The organism is Mesorhizobium sp. M0898 (assembly GCF_040319695.1).
Lineage (GTDB): Bacteria > Pseudomonadota > Alphaproteobacteria > Rhizobiales > Rhizobiaceae > Mesorhizobium.
In genome coordinates, this window is record NZ_JAMYOE010000134.1 from 1 (window position 1) to 1,016 (window position 1,016).

Consider the following 1,016-nt stretch of genomic DNA (forward strand, 5'->3'; position numbering starts at 1 on the left):
ATGGTGAAGGCGCCAAGTCCGGATAACGAAGATCGGCGTCGCATTTGCAGGGAACGCAAGGTCCTGATTGCGGAAAGGGTGGAGCACGTCAATCGTATCAAGGGTCTGCTATTTGCCCAAGGCATCAGCGGTTACGAGCCGCTTCGGAAGGATCGGCGCAAACGACTCGACGGTCTGGTGACAGGCGATGGCCGCCAGTTGCCTCGGCACCTAAAGGCTCAAATAGATCGTGAACTTGATCGCCTTGAACTGTTGCTTCAGCATATCGCCGCTGTGGAACAGGAGCGCGATGCAATGATGTCCGCCACAAAGGATGCTCCACATACAGCGCCTGGACCTGCGGCCGTGCTGAGTGCTCTCAAAGGGATTGGACCGGAGTTCGCCGCTATCCTCTGGGCCGAAGGGTTCTCTCGCCATTTTGACAACCGACGCCAAGTCGCCGCCTACGCAGGATTGGCACCCACGCCGTGGCAAAGCGGAACCATTGATCGTGAGCAAGGCGTATCGAAAGCGGGCAATCCACGGCTGCGCACGACGATGATCCAGCTCGCGTGGTTGTGGCTGCGGAACCAGCCGCATTCGGCACTCAGCCGTTGGTTTGCTCAGCGGGTTCAATCAAATGGGGGTCGGCTGAAACGGAGCACGATCGTTGCCCTGGCGCGCAAGCTGCTGGTGGCGCTGTGGAAGTACGCGGCGTTCGGCATCCTGATCGAAGGGGCCGTCATGAAGAGCGCGTGACGGCCGACCGGAACCCAGAACAGCAATCTCCCAGGGCTGATCAACCCTGGCGGATCCAGGTGAGCGAACCGCCTCAAAGTTTGGCTTCAAATGCCGCGCTTTAGAATGGACTCGTTCTCCTGAGCCTTTGCCGCAACGCAAGCGGGATAGTGGTGCAGCCGAACGAGACGGCGACCGTATGTGAGTTTGAAACGGCAACGGAAACGTGCCGCGTCGAGCGAAATGGCTCAGACTTTGGATACCGATGAAGCACCCTGAAAGGTTTCGCCATGGACAAA

At 58.8% G+C, this 1,016-nt stretch carries 1 protein-coding gene; it reads left to right on the forward strand.

What is annotated here, in order from left to right:
• On the forward strand, nucleotides 1–738 hold a 738-nt coding region (locus NKH90_RS34570), incomplete at its 5' end, for an IS110 family RNA-guided transposase (RefSeq protein ID WP_352823793.1).
• Nucleotides 739–1,016: the final 278 nt, after the last annotated feature.